This is a genomic window from Kitasatospora sp. NPDC058218, assembly GCF_042882445.1.
GTDB lineage: Bacteria > Actinomycetota > Actinomycetes > Streptomycetales > Streptomycetaceae > Kitasatospora.
In genome coordinates, this window is sequence record NZ_JBHVWC010000057.1 from 53,358 (window position 1) to 72,537 (window position 19,180).

Here is a 19,180-nt window from a genome sequence, read left to right on the forward strand (position 1 = left end):
GTCACCCTCCCTTCGCTGGATTGCTGTCGCGGGTCGAAGCCGTGGCCGGCGAGGCCTGCGGCGGCGGTGCCGGGGTGCGCGAGGCGTGGGCGGCGATGCCCGGCGCGACCGAGCCGCCGCCGCCACCCGGGCTGCCGCCGCCACCCTGCGCGCCGCGGTCGCCGTGCGTACTGATGCCCTGCTTGACCAGGTTCGCCGTACCGTTGATCATCGCCGATCCGGCCGACACCGCGCTGGCCCTGGCATGGCGCATGCTCATGATCTCGTCGCCGAAGCCCGGCACGAAGCGGTAGACGGAGGCGCTCGCGAAGATCGACAGGAAGAGGATCGCCAGGCCGGACAGCACCCGCGCGAAGTCGTCGTTGGCCCCGGCGCCGGTGGCCACCGCGCCGGCCAGCCCGAGGATGATCACGATGATCGGCTTCGCCAGGTCCACCGCCAGCATCACCCCGGCCCAGCGGCGCACGTGCTTCCACAACTGCTTGTCCACCAGCCCCGCGTACACCGCCGTCCCCAGCAGCGCGCCCACGTACAGCATCGCCGCCCGGATCAGCAGCTCGATCCAGAGCACCGCCGCCGCCAGCACGGCCACCAGCGACACGATGATCAGGATCAGCGGCCCGCCGCCCATGTCACCCTTCTCCAGGGTGTCCGCGAACCCGCCCAGGTACGTCCCGGTGTCCGACTTCGTCCCCACCGCGATCGCCGTGGTCAGCCCGTCCGTCGCACTGACCACGGTGTACAGGATCAGCGGCGTGAACGCCGAGGCCACCACGGTCAGCCACAGGAAGCCGATCGCCTCCGAGATCGCCGTCGTCAACGGCGCACCGCGCACCGCCCGCTTCGTCACCGCCAGCAGCCAGAGCACCAGCGTGATGATCGTCGAAGCGGCGAACACCACCGCGTACTGCTGCAGGAACGACGCGTTGGTGAAGTCCACCTGCGTCGTCCCGTCGATGGCCCCCGACAGCTTCCGCACCACCCAGGCCGCCGCCTGCGCGCAGCCCTTGGCCAACGCCCCGAGCGGATCGGTGACACTCCCGACCGTCCCGGAGCCGGGAATGACCACCGCCCCGTTCGGGGCGCAGCCCGCGTCGCTGCCGGGAATCGGCAGGTCGACCTTCTGACAGGTGGCGCTCGGGGACGGCGTCGCCGTCGGCGACGGCTCCGCGAACGCCCGCTGCGCGGTCAGCAGCGCCGCCACCTGCACGGCGGCCACCGCCCCCGCGAACGTGCCGGCCAGGCGGACACCGGGTCGCGCGGCGGCGCGGGCGACAGGGCGCGCGGCACGGCGCCGCGGGGTGGACTCAACGGGCATAGCGGAAACCCCCGAACTGCTGGACGGCGCCGGTGATCTCCTCGGCGGTGGCGGCCTGCTGGTCGCCCGGCATCGGGGCTGGGCCAGGCCGGCTTGCGTAGTCGGTGAGCTTCCAGTCGCCGCCCGCCCAGCGCAGGGTCAGGGTGAGGGTGAACCAGTTCTCCATGACCGGCTGGACGGAACGCTCGCCGGCGAGCCCGGTGAGGCCGGTGCACCAGACCTCGATCTTGGCCTCGCCGTCGCTGTAGCCGACCGACTTGGCGCCCACCGGGACGGTGCGGCTGACGAAGGTGAGGCCCTTGGGCGCACGGCCCTGGGCGTCGAGGCCGTAACGGGCCGCGGTGTCCCCGCCGAACCCCTGGTCCAGGCGGGTCTGGAGGGCGGTGAGGGCGGACGGGTCGGCGATGGTGGCCACGATGGTGTGGCGGCTGTCGGTGCGGAACATGTCGGCCGAGCCGATGGCGACCGCGTAGTTGGTGGCGGCCGACTGCGCGCCCTGGTCGGTGTGCGGGAAGCCGCCGGCGATCCCGTTGGTGGCGGTGCCGACCGGCTGGTCGCCGCTGGGGGCCGGGCCGGCGCCGGAGGCGGCCGTGGGGGCGACCCCGTCGGCCGAGCGGGCGGGCGCGGTGCCCGGATCGGCCTTGCCGCGGTTGGCGATGGAGATCGCCACCACCAGCAGGGTGACCACCACCAGGACGGCCAGCAGGGTGCGCATCGGGCGCGGCTGACGGCCGGTCGGCTGGGAGGAGGGCTGTTCGCCGACCGGCAGCCGCGTACGGGTGTGCGGCTGGTCGTCGGACAACGGCACGGCGGCCCTCCTGGTGCGGGGAGCCGGGGCGGCTCCGGGGTCCCCTCCGCCCGTGGGCGGGCGCGGAGGGAGGGGTGAATGGGTGGACTCCCGACGGGGACTCCGCCGGGTCCGGCGGCCGGGCGGGAGGGCGGCTGTGCCGCCCACGCGCGCCCGAACTGTCCGATCGTCAGATGGCCATGCCGTACACAATGGTGAACAGAGTGCCAAGTGATCCAATGATGAACACGCCGGTCAGCCCGGCGATGATCAGCCCCTTGCCCTGTTCGGCGCCGAAGCTGTCCCGCATGGCGGTCGCGCCGATCCGCTGTTTGGCCGCACCCCAGACGGCCAGGCCGAGGCAGGCCAGGATCGCCACGGCCATGACGACCTCGACCATCACCCGGGCCTCCGACCCGAGACTTGCGAACGGGCCCCAGTCCGGGGCGATCCCGCCGATGATGGTGTCGATATTCGGCTTCTTAGGAGGGTCCTCGGCCAGGTGGCCGATCGCGAGGCTGTCCACGCTGCTCAGGTTCATTTCCATCTCACCGCCCGATCAGGCAAATTCAAGGGCCCAGACCCCGTCCGCGCGAAGGGTCGGTACCTATTCTTGGCCAGATCTGATGTCGACTTGGCTGCTTCTCGCGGATTGGTCGTGAGGCACGGGACACGTACGCGAGGATGTCCACCGTACGAAGGATAGCGCTCACTCTTTGTATCTCTGATGATTGCGGTGAGCAACGCCTTCCGGGACACTTCAACTGACGATTCGTCGGGATGGTGCTGATGGTACTCCGGAAGGCCGGTACGGCCGCTGCCGCTGCGGGAGTTGTCGCAGTCGGCTTCATCGGGCTGGTCACGGTTGCGACGTATGCGGCGAGCGGTGCGCCGCAGCAGTCGGCCAATCGTGCCGACCTCTCCCCCGGCACCGTTCCGGCGGTCTACCAGGGGCCGATCCAGCAGTGGGGCGCGCTCTGCCCGGAGATCTCCCCGCCGATGCTCGCGGCACAGCTGTACCAGGAAAGCGGCTTTGACCCGGGCGCCCGATCACCCGTCGGCGCACAGGGAATGGCGCAGTTCATGCCGGCCACCTGGGGAACATACGGCACGGACGGCAACAATGACGGCAAGAAGGACGTCTGGGACCCACTGGACGCGATCGCCTCGGCCGCGACGTTCGACTGCGCACTCGCCGACGACGTCGCCAAGGTGCCGGGCGACCGCCAGGCCAACCTGCTGGCCGCCTACAACGCGGGCCCGTACGCGGTCACGAAGTACGGCGGGGTGCCGCCCTACAAGGAGACCCAGGGCTACGTGAAGAACATCCAGGCGATGGCCCGGAGCTTCGCCGCGCCGACCGCGCCGGTGGCGGTCTCCCAGCAGTCGGCCGGCGCGATCTACTTCGCGCAGACCAAGCTCGGCACCCCGTACCTGTGGGGCGGCGAGGGCCTGCCCTCGCAGAACGGGCGGTTCGACTGCTCCGGGCTGACCAATGCCGCGTACGCCAGCGTGGGCATCACGCTCCCCCGGGTCGCCAACGACCAGTGGTACGCCGGGCAGCACCCCTCGCGCGACCAGCTGCGCCCGGGGGACCTGGTGTTCTGGGCGACGGACCTGAGCGACCCGCGCAGCATCCACCACGTCGGCATCTACGTCGGCGGCGGATACATGATCAACGCGCCGCACACCGGCGCGGTGATCCGCTACGACAAGATCGACACCAAGGAGTACATCGGCGCCACCCGGGTCACCTCGGACGGCGCCGAGGCCCTGCCGGCGCGCAACGCGGACGGCAGCATCACCGGCCCCAGCCGCCCGGGCACCACCACCCCGGACGCCCCCTCCCCGACCCCCGCCGCCCCCGCCGCCCCCGCGAACCAGGCGGCCCCCGCGCCGCCGTCCGCGCCCGGATCCGCCACCGCCCGGCGGGCCGTGGCGGGCGGCACGGCTCCGACAGGTGCAGGTCAAAGCTCCGCAAAGAGCTGATCCGTCCGGGCCCCCGGGTGTGATTGCGCTGTGGACGCTGAGTCAAGTTTCCATAACCGCGCGTTTCCGTGGAACGCTGTACACCGGTTATGACGTTGTGTCCGTTGGCCCCTCGTCAGCTCCCTGAACAGGGCGGAGCTGCTCGGGCCACGGCCGGATCGAACAGGTGCTGCGGACCAGAAGGAGGTGCGGCGTGTCGACGCCGCTTGCCGACACGACCAACCCCGACCTCGGACTGCTCTACGCCGTCAACGGCCTCGCCAAGCGCTCCCCGCAGTGGTTGGACCACGCGGTCTCCTGGATCGGCGAGTACGGCATCCTGATCGGCCTGGCCCTGCTGGGCCTGATCGGCTGGCTCCAGGCCAGACGTCGCCCGGACGCCCCGGTGGCCGTCGCCGGGCTGCTCTGGGCGCCGCTCGCGGTCGCTCTCGCCGAGCTGGCGAACCTGCCGATCGCCGCCATCGTCGACCGTCCGCGTCCGTTCGTCGACCACACCGGGCTGGACGTGCTGGTGGAGGGCAAGGAGGGCACCCACTCCTTCGTGAGCGACCACTCGACGATGTCGATGGGCATCGCGGTCGCGCTGTTCCTGGTGAACCGGCGGCTGGGCTGGATCGCCGGCGGCCTCGCCCTGCTGCAGGGCTTCTGCCGGATGTACATGGGCGTCCACTACCCCACCGATGTGATCGGCGGCTTCGCGCTCGCCACCGCGGTCGTGCTGCTGCTGGCGCCGATCGCGATGGCCGTCCTGGTCCCGCTCTGCCACGCACTGAGCCGGACCGCCGTCGCCCCGCTGATCCGGGCGCCGCAGGGCGGCGCCCGGCCGCGCGGACGCCGACGGGGGCGCGAGCCCGGCAGCGTGACGTCCGACGAGCAGCCGCCCGAGTCCGACCTGGCGGCGTAGCCGGCCCTCTCGAAGGTCCGGCCCGCCCCTGCGTCCGGTCGGCGCGCTACAGCCGGTCGACGCCGGTCTCGGCGAGGTGGTCGGCGGCCTCGCGTCTGGTCAGGTCACGGGAGCGGCGGGCCGGCGAGAACCAGCCACAGCTGCAGGTCGCGAAGCAGAAGGAACCGCGCTCGCTGATCGCGACACGGTGCTCGGGCATCCTGGTGGTGCCGGGGGCAGCCGGCAGCTCACTGTGCACGTGCTTCACCGTAACGCGCCCGGCACCCGGCGCGCGACGCTTTGCGCGCGCCGGGTGCCGGGTAACCCTTCGATGCCCAACTCGTTTGCCCGGAAAGAGCTCTGCCCACCCGGTGGTGGTGGCCGGCGGGGCAGTCGGGGCCCGAGGGGGTTGTCGCGAGGATGAAGATGACCGACCAGCAGCGCAGCGACCGGCGGCACGGCCGCCCACTGCCCCACCTGCGCTCGGCGGCCGGGGCCGCCGTGCTCGCCGCCGCCCTGGCCGGGCTGGCCGGCTGCTCGGGAGCCACCGCGGACTCCGGCGGCTCGGCCGACCAGAAGGCGGGCGCCTCCGACCGGCTCTCCGCCGACCCGGTGACGGCCGTGCGCAGCGCCGCCGACATCACCGGCCGGACGGGCTCCGCACACGCCGCCACCGAGCTGATCACCGAGTCCGCCGAGAAGAAGGCCGTCTTCACCGGCACCGGCGGCTACGACTACGTGAAGCGGATCGGGCGGCTGGAGGTGGCGGTGCCGCCGGGCGCGGCGACCACCGGGAAGATCGTCGAGGTGGTCCTGCCGGGCACCGTCTACCTGCAGAACAGCGGCGCCAAGGTGCCCGAGGGCAAGTGGGTCAAGCTCGACGTGCGCCAGCTGCCGGACGGCAACCTGGTCAGCGGCGGCGCCACCGACCCGGCCTCCGCCGCGGGTGCGCTGCGCGGGGCCCAGAAGGCGGACCTGGTCGGCACCGAGACCGCCGACGGGGTCCCGCTGAAGCACTACCGGGGCACCCTGGACCTCACCAAGGCGGCGGACGCCACCGGTGGCCGGGGCGGGGACGGCCTGCGGATGGGGGCCCAGACCTTCACGGCCAAGGACGTCCCGTACGACGCCTGGCTGGACGAGCAGGGGCGGCTGCACAAGGTGGTCGAGGTCTTCACCTTCGCGGGGGTGGCCGGGTCCAAGGAGGCGAAGGACCAGGTGAAGGTGACGTCCACCACCACGCTGTCGGACTTCGGCAAGCCGGTGGAGGCGGCCGAGCCGCCCGCCGCCGACATCTACGCGATGAAGCCCACGGAGAGCCCGAAGTAACCGGGCACAGGGGCGCCGCCGGAACGGGTGGGCCACCCCGGGCAGCGCGGCCCACCCGTTTCGGCGGCGCCGAGATGACCCGTCCGTGCCATGTGGACGGGCTCCGAAGTGCCTAGGCTGGACATCGGGTGGCTGCCGCCCGGGCTGGCGAGGCGCTGAAGGGGTGGTGCAGGTGGTGTCGTCCACGGGCGGCCGCAGCGGCGGCCACGAGGACGCGGCCCTCGACGAGATCGACCTGGCCGGCGAGCTGATGATCGCCGCCACGGCCAGTGACGACGACCGGCTGCCGCCGGAGCGGATCGACGAGGTGCTGCTGCTGGACCGGCCGGACGGCGGTGCGGCCGCGGACCGGCCCTCGGGGGCCGGGTACTAGGCGCCCCCGGAGCGGCCCCCGGGGCGGGGGGCCGGCGCCCGGGAGCCGGGTGCGGGGCGGGGCGCTAGCTGCGCAGCAGCCGGCCGATCGCGGCGGTGGCCTCCGCCACCTTGGCGTCCAGCTCGGCGCCGCCCTCCTCGGCGGCCGCGGCGACGCAGTGCCGCAGGTGCTCCTCCAGCAGCGAGAGCGCGAAGGACTGCAGGGCCTTGGTGCCGGCCGACACCTGGGTCAGCACGTCGATGCAGTAGACGTCCTCGTCGACCATCCGCTGGAGGCCGCGGATCTGGCCCTCGATCCGGCGCAGCCGCTTGAGGTGGGCGTCCTTCTGGGCGCTGTACCCGTGCGGACCGTGCCCGCCGTGGTGCCCGGTCGTCTCCGGGGCGGCCGGCGCGGAGGCTTCGCCGTGCGGCTCGCTCCCGGGCGCGTGGTCCGGGTCGGTACGCGCTTCCGTCGTGGTCATCGGCCCGCCTTCGTCTGGGTGCCTGGGTGGCTGCGTCGACCTCCAGTGTCCAACACCGGGGCCGGTCGTGGTGTTCCTCCGACGCGGTCCGCGGGCCGGGAGCGGCTCAGGAACGGCTCCGGAGCGGCTCCCGGCGGGGTTCCCCCGTCCGGGGAACACCCCACTGTTCCGCGCGCACGACGGGGGCAATCCGTGCGAGGTTCCGTCAGACTGGGGACTCACGTCCGCACATGGGTGTGCGGGCCGGGTCCACTGCTGCGGCGGCCAAACGGAAGGGGAGGTTCCGCCTCCTCCCGCACCACCCCGTTTGCGCAATTGCGCTTGGTTGCACCTAGCATCGTTCAGTCCCTACCCCGCACATCGGAGATTTCCGTGCGTTTTAGCCTGACCCCGAAGGAGACGAGTTTCTACGACATGTTCGCCGCTGCCGCGGAGAACCTTGTCGTCGGATCGAAGCTCCTGCTGGAACTGCTGGGATCAGACGTGTCGGCCCGCGCGGAGATCGTCGAGCGCATGCGCGCCGCCGAGCACGCCGGGGACGACACCACCCATGCGGTCTTCCACCAGCTGAACTCGTCCTTCATCACGCCCTTCGACCGCGAGGACATCTACAGCCTCGCCTCGTCGCTGGACGACATCATGGACTTCATGGAGGAGGCCGTCGACCTGGTCGTCCTCTACGACATCCAGACCCTCCCCAAGGGCATCGAGCAGCAGATCGAGGTGCTGGCGCGCGCGGCCGAGCTCACCGCCGAGGCGATGCCGAACCTGCGCACCATGTCCAACCTGACCGAGTACTGGATCGAGGTCAACCGCCTGGAGAACCAGGCCGACCAGATCCACCGCAAGCTGCTCGCCCACCTGTTCTCCGGCCAGTACGACGCCATCGAGGTGCTCAAGCTCAAGCAGGTCGTGGACGTCCTTGAGGAGGCGGCGGACGCGTTCGAGCACGTCGCCAACACGGTGGAGACCATCGCCGTCAAGGAGTCCTGACCCTCGTGGACACGGCTGCACTCATCGCCGTCCTCGGCGTTGCGTTCTTCTTCACCTACACCAACGGCTTCCACGACTCCGCGAACGCCATCGCCACCTCGGTCTCCACCCGGGCCCTCACCCCGCGGGCCGCGCTCGCGATGGCCGCCGTGATGAACCTGGCCGGCGCCTTCCTCGGCAGCGGCGTGGCGCACACCGTCTCCCAGGGCATCATCGAGACCCCGACCGGCAACCAGGGCATGGCGATCCTGTTCGCCGCCCTCGTCGGCGCGATCACCTGGAACCTGGTCACCTGGTACTTCGGTCTGCCCTCCTCCTCCTCGCACGCGCTCTTCGGCGGCATGGTCGGAGCGGCGCTGGCCGGCGGCACCGAGGTGTTCTGGAGCGGCGTCGTCGACAAGATCGTCATCCCGATGGTCGTCTCGCCGATCGTCGGTCTGGTCGGCGGCTACCTGGTGATGCTCGCGATCCTGTGGATCTTCCGGCGGGCCAACCCGCACCGCGCCAAGCGCAACTTCCGGGTCGCCCAGACCGCGTCGGCCGCCGCCATGGCGCTCGCGCACGGTCTGCAGGACGCCCAGAAGACCATGGGCATCGTGGTCATGGCGCTCACCATCTCGGGCCACCAGACCACCGACGGCATCCCGGTCTGGGTGAAGATCTCCTGCGCCACGATGCTCTCGCTGGGCACCTACGCGGGCGGCTGGCGGATCATGCGGACCCTCGGTCGCAAGATCATCGAGCTGGACCCGCCGCAGGGCTTCGCCGCCGAGGCCACCGCCTCGACGGTCATGTACATCACCTCGTTCGTCTTCAAGGCGCCGATCTCCACCACCCACGTGATCACCTCCGCGATCATGGGCGTGGGCGCCACCAAGCGGATCCGCGCGGTCCGTTGGGGAGTGGCGAAGAACATCGTGCTCGGCTGGTTCATCACGATGCCGGCGGCCGCCATCGTCGCAGCGCTGATGTACTGGTTCGTCCACCTGTTCTGGGGCTGAGGGACAGGACCGCCGGGACGAGACCGCCCGGCACGCATGGCAAGGGCCCGCCCCCACATCTCGGGGGCGGGCCCTTCCTCATACTTCGCGGCGGCACCGCCATGCAGCACCACGAAGCAGCTCGTGCTCCGGGCGGTCTAGCCGAAGCGGCCGGAGATGTAGTCCTCGGTCGCCTGGACGGACGGGTTGGAGAAGATCCGCTGGGTGTCGTCCAGCTCGACCAGCTTGCCGGGCTGGCCCACCCCGGCCAGGTTGAAGAAGGCGGTGCGGTCGCTGACGCGGGCCGCCTGCTGCATGTTGTGCGTCACGATCACGATGGTGAACTGGGACTTCAGCTCGCCGATCAGGTCCTCGATGGCGAGGGTGGAGATCGGGTCGAGCGCCGAGCAGGGCTCGTCCATCAGCAGGACCTGCGGCTCGACCGCGATGGCGCGGGCGATGCAGAGCCGCTGCTGCTGACCGCCGGAAAGGCCGGCGCCCGGCTTGCTCAGCCGGTCCTTGACCTCGTTCCAGAGGTTGGCGCCCTTGAGGGACTTCTCCACCACGCCGTCCAGGACCGACTTCTTGCGCACGCCCGAGAGCTTCAGACCGGCGATCACGTTGTCGTAGATCGACATGGTCGGGAAGGGGTTCGGGCGCTGGAAGACCATGCCGACCGAGCGGCGGACGGCGACCGGGTCGACGTGCGAACCGTAGAGGTTCTCGTCGTCCAGGAGCACCTTGCCCTCGACCCGGGCGCCGGGGATCACCTCGTGCATCCGGTTGAGGGTCCGAAGGAAGGTGGACTTGCCGCAGCCGGAGGGGCCGATGAAGGCCGTCACCGAGCGGGGCTCGATGCTCATCGAGATGTCCTCGATGGCCTTGGTGGTGCCGTAGAAGGCGGACAGTCCGCTGACGTCGATGCGCTTGGCCATGATCGTTACTTCTCTCGCCCGCGGCCGGGGGCCGCTAATGAATTCTGGGTCGTACGTCAGTCGGTCGCTCAGTGTCCGCCCTTGGGCGAGCGCCAGCGCGCGATGCCCCGGGCGATGAGGTTGAGCCCCATCACGAAGGCGATCAGCACCAGCGCCGCACCCCAGGCACGGGCGTAGCCGTAGTCGTTGTTCACCACCGCGTACTGCTGCCAGATGTACATCGGCAGCGACTGCTGCGGCCCGTCGAACGGGTTGCTGTTGATGTAGTCGGCTCCGAAGACCAGCATCAGCACCGGGGCGGTCTCGCCCGTGATGCGGGCGACCGCGAGCATCAGACCGGTGGTGATGCCGCCGATCGCGGTGGGGAGGACGATCCGCAGGATGGTCTTCCACTTCGGCACACCGAGTGCGTACGACGCCTCGCGCAGCTCGTTCGGGACGAGCTTCAGCATCTCCTCGGTGGAGCGGACCACCACCGGCATCATCAGGATCGCCAGCGCCATGGCGCCGGAGAAGCCGGAGTAGTCGAAGCCGAGGGCGATGTTCCACAGCGACAGGATGAACAGACCGGCGACGATCGACGGGACACCCGTCATGACGTCGACGAAGAAGGTGACCACCTTGGCGAGCCGGCCGCGGCCGTACTCGACGAGGTAGACGGCGGTCAGCAGACCGATCGGGGCGGCCATCGCGGTGGCCAGCAGGACCTGCTCCAGGGTGCCGATCAGCGCGTGGTAGATGCCACCGCCGGGGCCCGAGGAACGCACGCCCTTCATGGAGTGCGACAGGAAGTAGCCGTCCACCACCTCGGCACCCTGCTGGAAGGTGTAGACGGTGAGCGCGGCCAGCGGCACCACGGCGAGGATGAAGGCGACCCAGACCACCGAGGTGGCGAACCGGTCCTTGGCCTGGCGGCGGCCCTCGACCCGGACCGCGAGCGCGTAGCTGATCACCAGGAACAGCAGCGCGGAGATCAGGCCCCACTGCAGGTGGCTCTCCAGGCCGCCGACCGCACCGATCCCGCAGCCGAGGGCGATCGAGCCGGCGGCGACGGCGGCCGGGGCCCACTTGGGCAGCCGGTTGGCGGTCAGCGGGCGGCCGACCGGACGGGCGTCCGCCGGAACGGACGTGGTCGCAGCGGTCATGAGTTGGCCCCCGAGTACTCCTTGCGGCGGGCGACGATCAGCCGCGCGGCACCGTTCACCAACAGGGTGATCACGAACAGGACGAGGCCGGAGGCCATCAGCGCGTCCCGGCCGAAGGGCTGGGCCTCGTTGAACTTCAGCGCGATGTTCTGCGCGAAGGTGCCGCCGCCCGGGTCGAGCAGGTGGAGCGAGAGGACGCTGTTCGAGGAGAGCACCACCGCGACCGCGATGGTCTCGCCGAGCGCGCGGCCGAGGCCGAGCATCGAGGCCGAGATGATGCCGGGGCGGCCGAACGGCAGCACCGAGGTGCGGATCATCTCCCAGCGGGTCGCGCCGAGCGCGAGCGCCGCCTCCTCGTGCATCCGCGGCACCTGCCGGAAGACCTCACGGCTGACCGCGGTGATGATCGGCAGGATCATGATGGCCAGCAGGATGCCGACGGTGAACAGGGTGCGCGGCACGGTGCCGGCCCGGGACTGGTCGAAGATGTACGTCCAGCCGAGGTACTCGTCCATCCAGCTGGTCAGCCCGTCCAGGTGCGGCACCAGGAAGAGCGCGCCCCAGAGGCCGTAGATGATGCTGGGCACGGCCGCCAGCAGGTCCACCAGGTAGGCGAACGGCTGGGCGATCTTCCGCGGCGCGTAGTGCGAGATGAACAGCGCGATCCCGATGGCCACCGGGACGGCGATCGCCATCGCGATCGCCGCGCTGACGATGGTGCCGAACGCGAGGACGGCGATGCCGAAGACCGGCTTCGGGGCGTCCGGCGTCCACTCGAAGGTGGTGAGGAAGTTGCCCTCGTTCTTGCTCAGGGCGATGCCCGAGCGCCAGGTCAGGAAGCCTGCGATGGCGGCCATGACGACCAGCAGCAGGATGCCCGACCCACGGGCGGCGTTCATGAAGATCTTGTCGCCGAGCCGGCTGTCACGCCTGCGGCGTTCCCCGCCTTGCGGGGCGGCAGGGGTGGATGAAGTCATTGGTCTACTCCGGTCTGGTGGTGCTGCCCCGAGGGGGCGGCACCCTGGCGGCGGTGCCCCGGACGTGCTTTGCGAACGACGTGCTGTCCGGTGGAGCGGCCCCGCCCCCCTCGTCCACGGGGCCGCTCCACCGGAGGTCCGGCCGGATCAGGCCAGGGTCGGGATGACCGCGTTGACCTTGTCCGTCAGCTCCTTGGGGAGCGGGACGTAGCCGACGTCGCCGATGGCCTTCTGGCCGGCCTCGCTGGCGGTGTAGGTCAGGAACGCCTTCAGGGCGTCGAGGGTCTCGGCCTTGTTGCCCTTGTCGCAGACGATCTCGTAGGTGACCAGGACGATCGGGTAGGAGCCCTCGTCCTTGGTCGCGTAGTCGAGGGTCAGCGCCAGGTCGCTGCCGGTGCCGGCGATCTTCGCCTTGGCGAAGGTGGTGGCGGCGTTGGCGGCGGTGGCCTCGACCGGCTTGGCGGCACCGGTGGCGATGGCGGCGCTCTTCAGGTTGTTGGTCTGCGCGAACGACAGCTCGGCGTAGCTGATCGAGTTCTTGACCTGCTTCACCTGGGCCGCGACACCCGCGGAGCCGTTGGCGCCCAGGCCGCCCTTGCCCGCCCAGGCCTTGCCGGCCGGGTAGGACCAGGCACCGTTGGAGACCTTGGCGAAGTACTTGGTGAGGTTCTCGGTGGTGCCCGAGTCCTCGGTGCGGTGCACGGCCTGGATGTCGGCGTCCGGGAGCTTGGCGCCCGGGTTCAGCGCGACGATCGCCGGGTCGTTCCACTTGGTGATCTGCGAGTCGAAGATCTTGGCGGTGGTCGGGCCGTCCAGGACCAGGTTGTCGACGCCGTCCACGTTGTAGACGATCGAGACCAGGCCGGCGACGAGCGGCAGGTTGATGCCCTGGCCGCCGGTGCAGATCGCCTTGGTGGCGTCGACCTCGGCCGGCTTCAGCGCCGAGTCGGAGCCGGCGAACTGGACCTTGCCCTGGGTGAACTGCTGGACACCCGCGCCGGAGCCGCCGCCGCCGTAGTTGATCGTCGAACCGGAGCAGGCCGAGCCGAAGTTGTTCTTCCACACGTCGATCGCGTTGCCCTGGGCGGTGGAGCCCGCGGCCACGATGGCGGCGGGCTTGCTGCCACAGTTGATCGCGGCGGCCGGAGCGGAGCCGCTGCTGCTGCCGGACGCGCTGGTGTTGTTGTTCTCGTCCGAACCGCAGGCGGCGAGCGACAGCGAGCTGACGAGCGCCATGGCACCGATGGCGAGGGCCTTGGAGCGGCCGTTCCGCTGGAGCTTCACAGGGGTGTCCCTTTCTGTGGCATTGCCCGGCGCGCGGGCCGTGCGAACACGGCGGGGCGCGGGTTTTGCTGTGGTCCGGGGCCCGTTCGGCCCTCCGGTATCCCCGAAGTTAGGCCGGGTAAGTGACGCGTCAGCCGGTCGGAAGTGAACGGAGAGTGAACCTCGAACGGATGACAGGAAACTACGTCAGGTAGTAACGGTTGCGTCACGGCAAGGGCGCGGGAAGATCACTTCGATCGTTCGGACACCACGCCCGGCCGGGCCGGCCGGATCGACCGCGCACCGAGCGTCGCCAGCAGCGCGTCCACCAGCAACCGGTCCCGCTCGTGCGTCAGCCTGGCCCGGGCCTTGCCCGCCGGCAGCCACTCCAGCCGGTCCACCTCCCGGTTGGGCCGGAACGCCCCGGCCGCCGGCACCGCCGCCCAGTACCGGACCTCCTTCGGCCGCCCCTGCGCCAGGTAGTGCTGCGTCGGCAGCTCCTCCCCGAGCACGCAGGAGAACCCGGTCTCCTCCCGCACCTCGCGCAGTGCCGCCTCGATCACGCCCTCACCGGGATCGAGCTTGCCCTTCGGCAGGCTCCAGTCGTCGTACTTGGGGCGGTGGATCAGCGCGATCCGCGGCCGCCCGAGTCGGCCGCTCTTCTTCGGCCGCCCCGGCAGCCAGAGCACCGCACCGGCGGCCAGCACGACCGGTCCCCGCCCGGCGCGCGGGCTGCCGGTGGTCGGGCCGTGGGCCTGCTCGGGGCTCAGGCGGTTGCGCAAGTCATGCCGTCCGGGGTGCGGGGGTGTGCCCCCAGCCCTCGGCAGGGGGGATCTCCAGCCAGCCGTCCAGGCCGGGCGGGAGCTCGGGCCACCGGCGGCCGAAGGCGTACCTCGCCGCCTCCACCTCCAGTCGTTGATCAGCATGCACCACACCGAGCACGTAGGCGGTCGCGGGAGTGATCCTCGGCGTCCGCGCCGCCGTGGCGGCGGTGACCGCCGCGTCCGCCGCTTCCTGGTGCCGGCCCAGCACCTCGTCCAGCTCGTCCAGCTCGACGGCCGGGCGACCGCACACCTCCAGCGCGTAGCGGGCCCGCTTCACCAGGATCCGCACCCGGTGCCACGGCGCGTCGTCCGCCGCCAGCGCCGCGTCGGCGTCCACCGCGCCCCGGGCCGCCGGCACCGGGCCCAGCCGGCGCAACCCGTCCCCGCCGTACGGGGTGGCGGCCCGCCGCAGCGGCAGCTGCTGGGCGCTCGCCGTCAGCGCGCCGAACGCCGCCGCCGCCTGCGGCAGCAGTACCGCGCCGGCCCGGCCGCCCGCCGCCTCCAGCAGCGGCGCCTCGGCGACCAGCAGCGTCATCCGGTCCGCCAGCGCGTGCAGCCGCGCCGAGCGGAGCTCCTGCAGCACGGTCGAGTGCGCCCTGGTCCGGGCCAGCGTCAGCTGGCGGTCCAGCAGCGCCCGCGCCTTCGGCGACCCGGCGTGGCCGGCCAGCATGCCGGGGCCCTCCGTCTCGCTGCCGTTCAGCGCGTCCAGCGCGCCCAGCAGCCGGGCCGCCCGGCGGACGTACCCCGGCTCCAGCGCCAGCAGGTTGAGCAGCCAGCGCAGCTCGGTGCGCGACTCCTGCGCCCAGGCCGGCTCGAAGGTCCCGCCGAAGGTGTGCAGCAACCCGCCGATCCGCCGCACCGCCCGCAGCAGGTCGCCCGTACCGGCGGACGGGACGACGGCCGCCCCCGGTCTCGCGCCGACCTCGCCCACCGCCGTCGGCAGCGCCCGCAGGAACGCCCCGGCCTGGGCCGTGAGGTGGCTGGAGAGGATGTCCCCGGCGGTCGCGGTGGAGGCCGCCTGGGCCGTCATCGGCGCATCGGTCATGACTAGGTAGATCCCCGTTCCCCCGGGGCCGTCCCCCGGGGCTGGTGGCCGACCGCTGCAGCGGGTCCCGACTGCTCGGCGGCCCGCCTTCGGCGGCTCGCCCCGGGGGGTCGCTTCAGTGGGTCGTGGCGGCGGCTCGCGGTCAGCGGGCGGTGGCGGCCCGGCGGCGCTGGCGCGAGTCGATGAGCAGGTCCTGGACGTGTCGCAGCTGCTTGCCCTCGGCGTCCTGGGCGTGGCGGGTCCAGGCACCGTCCGGCCCGAGGTGCCAGGACTCGGTCTCGTCCGACACCCCGAGGTCGATCAGCCCGGACAGCTCGGCCCGGTGCGCCGGGTCGGTGATCCGCATCAGCGCCTCGATCCGGCGGTCCAGGTTGCGGTGCATCATGTCGGCGCTGCCGATCCACACCTCCGGATCCCCGTTGTTGCCGAAGACGAAGATCCGCGAGTGCTCCAGGAAGCGCCCGAGGACGCTGCGGACCCGGATGTTCTCGCTGAGCCCCGCCACCCCCGGCCGGATCGCACAGATCCCGCGCACCCAGACGTCCACCGGCACCCCGGCCTGGGAGGCCCGGTAGAGCGCGTCGATCACGGCCTCGTCGACGATCGAGTTGACCTTGAGCTTCACGTACGCCGGACGGCCGGCCCGGTGGTGGGCGATCTCGTTGTGGATCCGGGAGATCAACCCGTCCCGCAGACCGCGCGGCGCGGTCAGCAGCCGCCGGTAGGACTCCCGGCGCGAGTATCCGGAGAGCCGGTTGAAGAGGTCCGAGAGGTCGGCGCCGACCTGCGGGTCCGAGGTCAGCAGCCCGATGTCCTCGTACAGCCGGGCCGTCTTCGGGTGGTAGTTGCCGGTGCCGACGTGCGAGTAGCGGCGCAGGGTGTCGCCCTCCTGGCGCACCACCAGGGACAGCTTGCAGTGCGTCTTCAGCCCGACCAGGCCGTAGACCACGTGGCAGCCGGACTCCTCCAGCTTGCGGGCCCACTTGATGTTGGCCTGCTCGTCGAAGCGCGCCTTGATCTCGACCAGGACCAGCACCTGCTTGCCGGACTCGGCGGCGTCGATCAGCGCGTCCACGATCGGCGAGTCACCGGAGGTCCGGTACAGCGTCTGCTTGATCGCCAGGACGTCCGGGTCGGCCGCGGCCTGCTCCAGGAAGGCCTGTACCGAGGTGGAGAAGCTGTCGTACGGGTGGTGCAGCAGGACGTCCCGCTCGCGCATCGCGGCGAAGATGTCCGGTTGCGAGGCCGACTCGACGTCCGTCAGCCCGCGCGCCGTGCCCGCCACGAACTTCGGGTACTTCAGCTCGGGACGGTCCAGGTCGGCGATGCCGAACAGGCCGGTCAGGTCGAGCGGACCGGGCAGCGGGAAGACCTCCGCCTCGGTGATGTTCAGCTCCCGCACCAGCAGGTCCAGGATGTAGGGGTCGATCGACTCCTCGACCTCCAGCCGCACCGGCGGGCCGAAGCGCCGCCGCATGAGCTCCTTCTCCAGGGCCTTGAGGATGTTCTCGGTGTCGTCCTCCTCGACCTCCAGGTCCTCGTTCCTGGTCACCCGGAAGGCGTGGTGCGCGAGCACCTCCATCCCGGGGAAGAGCTCCTCCAGGTGGGCCCCCATGACGTCCTCCAGCGGCACGTAGCGCTGCGGGGACGCCTCCAGGAAGCGGGCGAGGGACTGCGGCACCTTCACCCGGGCGAAGTGCTTGTGCCCGGAGACCGGGTTGCGCACGACCACGGCGAGGTTGAGGGAGAGCCCCGATATGTACGGGAAGGGGTGCGCCGGGTCCACCGCCAGTGGCGTGAGCACCGGGAAGATCTTCTGCCGGAAGAGGCTGTGCAGACGGGCCTGCTCCTTCTCGGCCAGCTCCGGCCAGCGGACCAGTTCGATGCCCTCGCTCGCGAGGTCCGGCAGGACCTCCTGCTGGAAGGCGGCGGCGTGCCGCGCCATCAGCTCGCGCGAACGGGTCCAGATCAGGTCCAGCACCTCGCGCGGCTGGAGGCCGGAGGCACTGCGCTGGGCCACCCCGGTGGCGATCCGGCGCTTCAGGCCGGCCACCCGGACCATGAAGAACTCGTCCAGGTTGCTCGCGAAGATCGCGAGGAACTTGGCCCGTTCGAGCAGCGGGATCTGCGGGTCCTCGGCCAGTTCCAGAACACGTTCGTTGAACGCGAGCCAGCTGCGCTCGCGGTCCAGGAACCTGCCCTGGGGCAGTTCGTCGAACGCCTCCTCGTCCGCGGCCGGAAGCTCCGGCGGTATCCCCAGCGCGCTGGACATCCTGGCCGGAGGGGACAGCGGGGCAGAGACAGGGCGGGGGATGCTCATGGGCTCCAGCTCCTCCAGCAGGACGGCGTCCGGACGGGAAAGGCTCTGCGGGCCGTCGTCATCGCCCAGCGCCAACGCCCACCCGCCCGGCGCGGTCTGCACAGGACCGGCCAGCGGGTGTCGGCCGACGCTGCACGAGCGAGACACTACGGACTTCATCCTGTGATCTTCGCGGCAGCAATTGAATCCACGGTAAACACCGCATGGCCAGGAGGAAAGCTGAGTCGGTCGGGGCCGGGGTGTGAGGGCACACCCGTTGCTTCGGCCCCGGCTCTCCGCTATGCCGTCCCGACGCCGTGCCGGACCGTGGCTTCCTGCCCGCCGGGCGGTGTCTCGACGCGGCCGGGCCAGGCCCGGCCGCGGTCGGGCGTGGCCCCTGCCGCGCCCAGGCCCCGCTAGGCCGTTCCGGACTCGCGGTGCTGAACGCGGTACATCAGGTCCACCTCGTGAATGGTGAACCCCAGTCGTTCATATACCCGCACAGCGGCGGGATTGTCAGCGTCCACGTAGAGCAGAACGGTCTCCAGCCCTCGCTCTCCCGGGCCGCCGCCGGTCAGGTGACGCAGTCCGGCCGCGGTCAGCGCCCGACCCAGGCCGCTGCCCTGCTCCGCCGGGTCCACTCCGACCACGTACACCTCGCCGAGGGCCGGCTCGGTGGCCGTCGCCGGGTGCACCTTGGTCCAGTGGAAGCCGACCGCCCTGCCCCCGCGGGTGGCGAGGAAGAAGCCGGCCGGGTCGAACCACGGCTCGGCCAGCCGGTCGGCGAGGTCCTGCTCGGTCCAGGAGCCCTGCTCCGGGTGGTGGGCGAAGGCCAGTGCGTTCAGTCGCAGCCACTCGGCGTCGTCCTCACCGGGACGGAAGGTCCGCAGCTCGATGCCGTCCGGCAGCGCGACGGACTCGGTCTGCGGGCCGGTGCGGCGCATCTGCCGCAGCTCGCGGACCAGCTCGGCACCGTACTGCGCGGCGAGGTGCCGGGCCGCCGGGTGGCCACCGTGCACCCAGACGTCGACGTGGTCGCGGCCGGCCCGGTGGGCCTCGGCGAGCACCGCGTCCAGCAGCGGCCGGCCGAACCCGCGCCCCCGGGCGGCCGGTGCCACCACGAGCTCGGCCGACGGGTCGGCGCCCCCGCCCTGGGGGAGCTCCAGCTGCCCGTACCCGACGACGTCCGCCGCCGACCCGGTGCCGGCCTCCTGCACGAAGTGGACCACTCCCGGGCGGGCCGTGTCCGAGGAGCGAAGCCGCAGCCGCCCCTGCTCCGACACCGCGGCCCGACCGTCCACCGCCTGGGCGTCCGTCAGAACGCGCAGCGCGCCGTCGCGCGCCTCCGGCCTCAGCAGCTCGTGAGCAACCGCGGCCCCCTCGCCGGTCGCCGGAGTTCCCTTGTAGACCCGTTCCTGCTGAGCGTCCTGATCGTCCATGCTCTGACGATACGTCAAGGGGAAACGCAAAGAACCCCCCGATCCTGATGGATCGGGGGGTTCTTCACAATGATTGTTCGGCGGCGTCCTACTCTCCCACAGGGTCCCCCCTGCAGTACCATCGGCGCTGTGAGGCTTAGC

General features: G+C 71.5%; 19 protein-coding genes. 6 read left to right on the forward strand and 13 right to left on the reverse strand.

The genetic code is table 11. The features are described from left to right. Position 1: 1 nt before the first annotated feature. From ACFVYI_RS31060 to ACFVYI_RS31070, 3 genes are all read right to left on the reverse strand, one after another. On the reverse strand, positions 2-1,318 hold the full coding sequence (locus tag ACFVYI_RS31060; RefSeq protein WP_387891763.1) for a hypothetical protein: 1,317 nt from the start codon (positions 1,316-1,318) through the stop codon (positions 2-4). After that, positions 1,308-2,126, reverse strand: coding sequence for a hypothetical protein (locus tag ACFVYI_RS31065; RefSeq protein ID WP_387891764.1), 819 nt, complete (start codon positions 2,124-2,126; stop codon positions 1,308-1,310). Before ACFVYI_RS31065 ends, ACFVYI_RS31060 begins: the two co-directional genes overlap by 11 nt. A gap of 169 nt (positions 2,127-2,295) precedes the next feature. Further along, positions 2,296-2,646: a hypothetical protein gene (locus ACFVYI_RS31070; RefSeq protein ID WP_360625092.1), complete on the reverse strand. Its 351-nt coding sequence runs from the start codon at positions 2,644-2,646 to the stop codon at positions 2,296-2,298. A gap of 248 nt (positions 2,647-2,894) precedes the next feature. Between ACFVYI_RS31070 and ACFVYI_RS31075 the strand changes: the two genes are divergently transcribed. Both ACFVYI_RS31075 and ACFVYI_RS31080 read left to right on the forward strand, forming a co-directional pair. After that, a complete protein-coding gene (locus ACFVYI_RS31075; protein ID WP_387891790.1) occupies positions 2,895-4,094 on the forward strand; it encodes an NlpC/P60 family protein in 1,200 nt (399 codons plus the stop codon). 193 nt (positions 4,095-4,287) lie between these two features. Then, complete coding sequence (locus ACFVYI_RS31080; protein WP_387891767.1) at positions 4,288-4,998, forward strand: phosphatase PAP2 family protein; 711 nt, start codon at positions 4,288-4,290, stop codon at positions 4,996-4,998. Between the two features lie 46 nt (positions 4,999-5,044). Here ACFVYI_RS31080 and ACFVYI_RS31085 read toward each other — a convergent pair whose 3' ends face one another. Beyond that, positions 5,045-5,236, reverse strand: coding sequence for a hypothetical protein (locus tag ACFVYI_RS31085; protein ID WP_387891769.1), 192 nt, complete (start codon positions 5,234-5,236; stop codon positions 5,045-5,047). Between the two features lie 167 nt (positions 5,237-5,403). Between ACFVYI_RS31085 and ACFVYI_RS31090 the strand changes: the two genes are divergently transcribed. Then, on the forward strand, positions 5,404-6,306 hold the full coding sequence (locus ACFVYI_RS31090; RefSeq protein WP_387891770.1) for a hypothetical protein: 903 nt from the start codon (positions 5,404-5,406) through the stop codon (positions 6,304-6,306). 172 nt (positions 6,307-6,478) lie between these two features. Beyond that, positions 6,479-6,679, forward strand: coding sequence for a hypothetical protein (locus ACFVYI_RS31095; protein ID WP_360625101.1), 201 nt, complete (start codon positions 6,479-6,481; stop codon positions 6,677-6,679). A 64-nt stretch (positions 6,680-6,743) separates the two neighbouring features. Here the strand turns inward: ACFVYI_RS31095 and ACFVYI_RS31100 are convergent, their stop codons facing one another. Next, complete coding sequence (locus ACFVYI_RS31100) at positions 6,744-7,139, reverse strand: metal-sensitive transcriptional regulator (protein WP_387891771.1); 396 nt, start codon at positions 7,137-7,139, stop codon at positions 6,744-6,746. Between the two features lie 372 nt (positions 7,140-7,511). Here ACFVYI_RS31100 and ACFVYI_RS31105 point away from each other — a divergent pair, with 372 nt between their 5' ends. Further along, positions 7,512-8,132, forward strand: a complete 621-nt coding sequence (locus ACFVYI_RS31105) for a DUF47 family protein (RefSeq protein ID WP_329489086.1) — start codon at positions 7,512-7,514, stop codon at positions 8,130-8,132. A gap of 5 nt (positions 8,133-8,137) precedes the next feature. Continuing rightward, positions 8,138-9,133, forward strand: a complete 996-nt coding sequence (locus ACFVYI_RS31110) for an anion permease (RefSeq protein ID WP_387891773.1) — start codon at positions 8,138-8,140, stop codon at positions 9,131-9,133. Between the two features lie 137 nt (positions 9,134-9,270). On the opposite strand, the gene pstB is transcribed toward ACFVYI_RS31110, so the two are convergent. From pstB to mshD, 8 genes are all read right to left on the reverse strand, one after another. Continuing rightward, complete coding sequence (pstB, locus tag ACFVYI_RS31115) at positions 9,271-10,047, reverse strand: phosphate ABC transporter ATP-binding protein PstB (protein ID WP_387891775.1); 777 nt, start codon at positions 10,045-10,047, stop codon at positions 9,271-9,273. A 68-nt stretch (positions 10,048-10,115) separates the two neighbouring features. Further along, a complete protein-coding gene (pstA, locus tag ACFVYI_RS31120; RefSeq protein WP_387891777.1) occupies positions 10,116-11,192 on the reverse strand; it encodes a phosphate ABC transporter permease PstA in 1,077 nt (358 codons plus the stop codon). Next, the gene (pstC, locus tag ACFVYI_RS31125) at positions 11,189-12,169 is read right to left on the reverse strand and encodes a phosphate ABC transporter permease subunit PstC (protein ID WP_387891779.1); all 981 of its coding nucleotides are present in this window, start codon (positions 12,167-12,169) and stop codon (positions 11,189-11,191) included. The genes pstA and pstC overlap by 4 nt, the downstream gene beginning before the upstream one ends. Before the next feature lie 147 nt (positions 12,170-12,316). Next, on the reverse strand, positions 12,317-13,453 hold the full coding sequence (gene pstS / locus ACFVYI_RS31130; RefSeq protein ID WP_387891780.1) for a phosphate ABC transporter substrate-binding protein PstS: 1,137 nt from the start codon (positions 13,451-13,453) through the stop codon (positions 12,317-12,319). Positions 13,454-13,680: 227 nt separating this feature from the next. Beyond that, positions 13,681-14,139 (reverse strand): NUDIX hydrolase, encoded by a 459-nt coding sequence (locus ACFVYI_RS31135; protein ID WP_387891792.1) that lies wholly within the window; start codon positions 14,137-14,139, stop codon positions 13,681-13,683. Positions 14,140-14,215: 76 nt separating this feature from the next. Beyond that, entirely contained in the window at positions 14,216-15,301 is a 1,086-nt protein-coding gene (locus ACFVYI_RS31140; RefSeq protein ID WP_387891782.1) for a CHAD domain-containing protein, read from the reverse strand. A 142-nt stretch (positions 15,302-15,443) separates the two neighbouring features. Beyond that, positions 15,444-17,621: an RNA degradosome polyphosphate kinase gene (locus ACFVYI_RS31145; RefSeq protein ID WP_387891794.1), complete on the reverse strand. Its 2,178-nt coding sequence runs from the start codon at positions 17,619-17,621 to the stop codon at positions 15,444-15,446. A gap of 395 nt (positions 17,622-18,016) precedes the next feature. After that, positions 18,017-19,039 carry a mycothiol synthase gene (gene mshD, locus ACFVYI_RS31150; RefSeq protein ID WP_387891784.1) on the reverse strand — a complete coding sequence of 341 codons (1,023 nt, stop codon included), beginning with the start codon at positions 19,037-19,039 and terminating at the stop codon, positions 18,017-18,019. Positions 19,040-19,180 lie beyond the last annotated feature (141 nt).

Bases quoted from the DNA above. Each gene is read 5' to 3' on its own strand.
- ACFVYI_RS31060 (WP_387891763.1), bottom strand. From the start codon at position 1,318: ATGCCCGTTGAGTCCACCCCGCGGCGCCGTGCCGCGCGCCCTGTCGCC.
- ACFVYI_RS31070 (WP_360625092.1), bottom strand. From the start codon at position 2,646: ATGAACCTGAGCAGCGTGGACAGCCTCGCGATCGGCCACCTGGCCGAG.
- ACFVYI_RS31075 (WP_387891790.1), top strand. From the start codon at position 2,895: ATGGTACTCCGGAAGGCCGGTACGGCCGCTGCCGCTGCGGGAGTTGTC.
- ACFVYI_RS31090 (WP_387891770.1), top strand. From the start codon at position 5,404: ATGACCGACCAGCAGCGCAGCGACCGGCGGCACGGCCGCCCACTGCCC.
- ACFVYI_RS31100 (WP_387891771.1), bottom strand. From the start codon at position 7,139: ATGACCACGACGGAAGCGCGTACCGACCCGGACCACGCGCCCGGGAGC.
- pstB (WP_387891775.1), bottom strand. From the start codon at position 10,047: ATGGCCAAGCGCATCGACGTCAGCGGACTGTCCGCCTTCTACGGCACC.
- pstA (WP_387891777.1), bottom strand. From the start codon at position 11,192: ATGACCGCTGCGACCACGTCCGTTCCGGCGGACGCCCGTCCGGTCGGC.
- pstC (WP_387891779.1), bottom strand. From the start codon at position 12,169: ATGACTTCATCCACCCCTGCCGCCCCGCAAGGCGGGGAACGCCGCAGG.
- ACFVYI_RS31140 (WP_387891782.1), bottom strand. From the start codon at position 15,301: ATGACCGATGCGCCGATGACGGCCCAGGCGGCCTCCACCGCGACCGCC.
- ACFVYI_RS31145 (WP_387891794.1), bottom strand. From the start codon at position 17,621: ATGAGCATCCCCCGCCCTGTCTCTGCCCCGCTGTCCCCTCCGGCCAGG.
- mshD (WP_387891784.1), bottom strand. From the start codon at position 19,039: ATGGACGATCAGGACGCTCAGCAGGAACGGGTCTACAAGGGAACTCCG.